This window comes from Nocardioides sp. (genome assembly GCF_035703625.1).
In the GTDB taxonomy this organism is placed as follows: Bacteria; Actinomycetota; Actinomycetes; order Propionibacteriales; family Nocardioidaceae; genus Nocardioides.
The window spans coordinates 1-3,431 of record NZ_DASSXS010000171.1; the positions used below are offsets into that span (position 1 = coordinate 1).

At 69.6% G+C, this 3,431-nt stretch carries 6 protein-coding genes; 2 read left to right on the forward strand and 4 right to left on the reverse strand.

The window, feature by feature from the left end; all coding sequences use genetic code 11:
* A partial coding sequence (locus VFN12_RS17590; protein WP_414690019.1) for a DEAD/DEAH box helicase occupies positions 1-155 on the reverse strand: 155 nt, incomplete at its 3' end.
* A 177-nt stretch (positions 156-332) separates the two neighbouring features.
* Between VFN12_RS17590 and VFN12_RS08400 the strand changes: the two genes are divergently transcribed.
* The gene (locus VFN12_RS08400) at positions 333-1,037 is read left to right on the forward strand and encodes a ferritin-like fold-containing protein (RefSeq protein WP_325118190.1); all 705 of its coding nucleotides are present in this window, start codon (positions 333-335) and stop codon (positions 1,035-1,037) included.
* 9 nt (positions 1,038-1,046) lie between these two features.
* Here VFN12_RS08400 and VFN12_RS08405 read toward each other — a convergent pair whose 3' ends face one another.
* The 3 genes from VFN12_RS08405 to VFN12_RS08415 form a co-directional block, all read right to left on the reverse strand.
* Positions 1,047-1,325: a GlsB/YeaQ/YmgE family stress response membrane protein gene (locus VFN12_RS08405; RefSeq protein ID WP_325118191.1), complete on the reverse strand. Its 279-nt coding sequence runs from the start codon at positions 1,323-1,325 to the stop codon at positions 1,047-1,049.
* A gap of 112 nt (positions 1,326-1,437) precedes the next feature.
* The gene (locus tag VFN12_RS08410; RefSeq protein WP_325118192.1) at positions 1,438-1,656 is read right to left on the reverse strand and encodes a DUF3107 domain-containing protein; all 219 of its coding nucleotides are present in this window, start codon (positions 1,654-1,656) and stop codon (positions 1,438-1,440) included.
* A 57-nt stretch (positions 1,657-1,713) separates the two neighbouring features.
* Positions 1,714-2,355, reverse strand: coding sequence for a TetR/AcrR family transcriptional regulator (locus VFN12_RS08415; protein WP_325118193.1), 642 nt, complete (start codon positions 2,353-2,355; stop codon positions 1,714-1,716).
* Positions 2,356-2,709: 354 nt separating this feature from the next.
* Here VFN12_RS08415 and moeB point away from each other — a divergent pair.
* On the forward strand, positions 2,710-3,431 hold a 722-nt coding region (moeB, locus tag VFN12_RS08420), incomplete at its 3' end, for a molybdopterin-synthase adenylyltransferase MoeB (protein WP_325118194.1).

Sequence of the window (3,431 nt, forward strand, 5' to 3'; positions counted from 1 at the left end):
ACCGGGATGCCGAAGGCCAGGGTCTTGCCGGTCCCGGTGCGCGCCTGGCCGATCAGGTCGGTGCCCATCAGCGCGACGGAGAGGGTCATCTCCTGGATCGGGAAGGGCTTGGTGATGTTGGCGCGCTCGAGCGCGTCGCAAATCTCGGGGAGCACCCCGAGCTCTCTGAAGGTTGTCAGTGTTCTCTTCGCTTCCGTGAGTTCCAGTGCGGCGGACCGGGAGCTGGAACTCCGAGAGACGTCTGCCGCGCACATGCGGTCGGGCCCTGGCCCGGCATTGACGCCGACGGGCGGGGCACCCGAACAGCGTCAGTCTATCGGTAGGGTTCGATCATGAGTGAATCCCCGGTCGCGGGCGAGGCGTCCCTGGCGCTGGAGGACCCTCACTACCGGGCGGCGGTCGTGGACCTGCTCGGAGCCATCGCGTACGGCGAGATCTCCGCCTTCGAGCGGCTCGCCGAGGATGCCCGGATGGCGCCGACGCTGGAGGACAAGGTCGCGATCGGGTCGATGGCCTCGACGGAGTTCGGGCACGTCTCGATGCTGCTCGAGCGGCTCACCGCACTCGGCGCGGACCCCTACGCCGCGATGGCGCCCTTCCGGGAGCCGATCGACCTCTTCCACGCCCACACGGCACCGGCGGACTGGTACGAGAGCCTGATCAAGGCGTACGTCGGCGACGGCATGGCCGCCGACTTCTACCGCGAGATCGCCGCCTACCTCGACACCCGGACGCGTGACCTGATCGTGGCGTCCCTGACCGACGCCGGGCAGTCCCGGTTCGTCGTGGACCGCGTCCGGTCCGGGATCGCGGCCGACCCGCGCCTGGGCGGTCGCCTCGCGCTGTGGGGGCGGCGGCTGATGGGGGAGGCCCTGACCCAGGCGCAGCGGGTGGCCGCGGAGCGCGATGCGCTGTCGGCGCTGCTGGCAGGTGGCGTCGACCGGCCCGGCCTCGACCTGGCGGCGATCGGCCGGATGTTCAGCCGGATCACCGAGCTGCACGCGGCCAGGATGGACGAGCTGGGCCTGGACTCCTGACCGAACCGGTCAGACCGCGCTGTGGCGCCGTCCGCTGAGCGCGGAGGCGATGATGACCAGCACCATGGCGGTCAGCACCGTGACGATGCCCTGGGTCCAGTCGAGGCCAGCGGAGCCGTCGCCGCCGAAGGCGCGGTAGATCACCCCTCCGACGAGCATGCCGCCGATGCCGCAGACGATGGTGAGCCACAGAGGGATGTTGTCCTTGTCCCCGGGAGCGAAGAACTTCCCCAGCAGTCCGACGATCGTGCCCACGATCAGGTAGAAGAGAATGGTTGTGACGTCCATCGGACTCACCTTTCCGGGCCCCTCCAGTGTGGGCCTCGACCCCATTTTTCACCCGTTGCGGGCCGTTCACAACGACAACGGAGCCCAATGGTCCCCGATGGGGGGCCGCGGGTCAGTGCCGGAAGCCCACCTGGGCGGTGTGCACCCCGATCTCGACGTAGGCGAGCTTGGCGGCCGGAACCAGGATCCGCCGGCCCCGGTGGTCGGTGAGCGCGAGCATCCCCTCGGAGCCGATCGCCTCCGACACCAGCTTCTCGATGCTCTCGGGCGACTCCTCGGTCTCGATCACGAGATCCCGGGATGCGTGCTGGACGCCGATCTTGACCTCCACGGCGGTGTTCCTCTCTCTGTGGTCTGTGTGGGCCCCTGGGCCAGCGTCACTCGCTGGTCACTCGTTGGGGACCTCGTCGGTGAGCGGGTAGCCACGGATTCCTCGCCAGGCGAGGCCCGCCACCAGTGCCGCGGCCTCGGACTTGCTGATCCCGTTGCCTTCGGCGAGCCAGAACCGCGCGCTCACCTGGGCCATTCCTACCAGTGACACCGCGAGCAGGCGCGAGGCCTCGTCGGGCAGCCCGGTGTCGTCGTGGATCACGTGGGCGATCATGGCCGAGCACTCGTTGGTGACGCGCTCCACCTGGGCGCGCACGGCGGGCTCGTTGTTGAGGTCGGACTCGAAGACCAGCCGGAACGCTCCGGTGTCGCCGGCGACGTACTCGTAGAACGCCGCCATCGTGGCCTCGACCCGCTGCTTGTTGTCGTGGGTCGAGGCCAGGGCCTGGCGGCAGTTGTCGATGATCAGGTCGCACGAGACGTCGAGCAGCGCGAGGTAGAGCTCCAGCTTGCCCGGGAAGTGCTGGTAGAGCACCGGCTTGGAGACCCCGGCGCGCTCGGCGATGTCGTCCATCGCGGCGGCGTGGTAGCCCTGGGCCACGAAGACCTCCAGGGCCGAGTCGAGCAGCTGGGCGCGCCGCTCGCCGCGCGGCAGCCGCACGCCCCGCGGCCGCGCCTGCTCGAAGTCGCGCTCACTCATCGCGGGCAGCCTACCGGTGCGCGCCGAGGTCGGGCGGCAGCGGAGCCCCTCCGGTGAAGCGGTGGTGCGTGCGGTGCTGCGGTGGTGCGTACGGCGTCGGTGCCGCGGGGTTCAGCGTGCCGCCGTCCAACGACCGACTGGGTGATCGCCGGCCCGTGCTGTGAGGCGGACGTGCGGGTGACCTGAGGCCGGGCGGGAGATCGTCCGGACATCGACGCGACGAACAGGAACCCCGGCTTCTCGCGCACCGGTCCGCATGACGGGACCCGGACGGGTGCGGCCGACGCGCGAGGGAACATGGACGGCCCGTCCGGAGTTGTGGCGGAGTACCTGTCGTCCTCCAGAGGAGTCCCCGTGTCGTTTCCCCCGTTGGTCGAGCCAGCCGATGAGCTGACCATCGACGAGGTGCGCCGTTACAGCCGCCACCTGATCATTCCCGACGTCGGGATGTCCGGGCAGAAGCGGCTGAAGAACGCCCGGGTGCTGGTGATCGGGGCCGGCGGTCTCGGCAGCCCGGCGCTGCTCTACCTGGCCGCGGCCGGCGTCGGCACGATCGGGATCGCGGAGTTCGACGAGGTCGACGAGTCCAACCTGCAGCGCCAGGTCATCCATGGGCAGTCCGACATCGGGCGGCCGAAGGCCGAGTCGGCGAAAGACTCCATCGCCGAGGTCAACCCGCTCGTCGAGGTGGTCGTCCACAACGAGCGCCTCGACAACGACAACGTCCTGGGGATCTTCGAGGGCTACGACCTGATCGTCGACGGCACCGACAACTTCGCCACGCGCTACCTGGTCAACGACACCTGCGTGCTGCTGAACAAGCCCTACGTGTGGGGCTCGATCTACCGGTTCGACGGCCAGGTGTCGGTCTTCTGGAACGACCACGGGCCCAACTACCGCGACCTCTACCCGGTGCCCCCGCCGCCCGGCATGGTCCCGAGCTGCGCCGAGGGCGGCGTGCTCGGCGTCCTCTGCGCCACGATCGGCGCCATCCAGGCGACCGAGGCGGTCAAGCTCATCACCGGCATCGGTGACACGCTGCTCGGCCGGCTGATGGTCTACGACGCCCTGGAGAT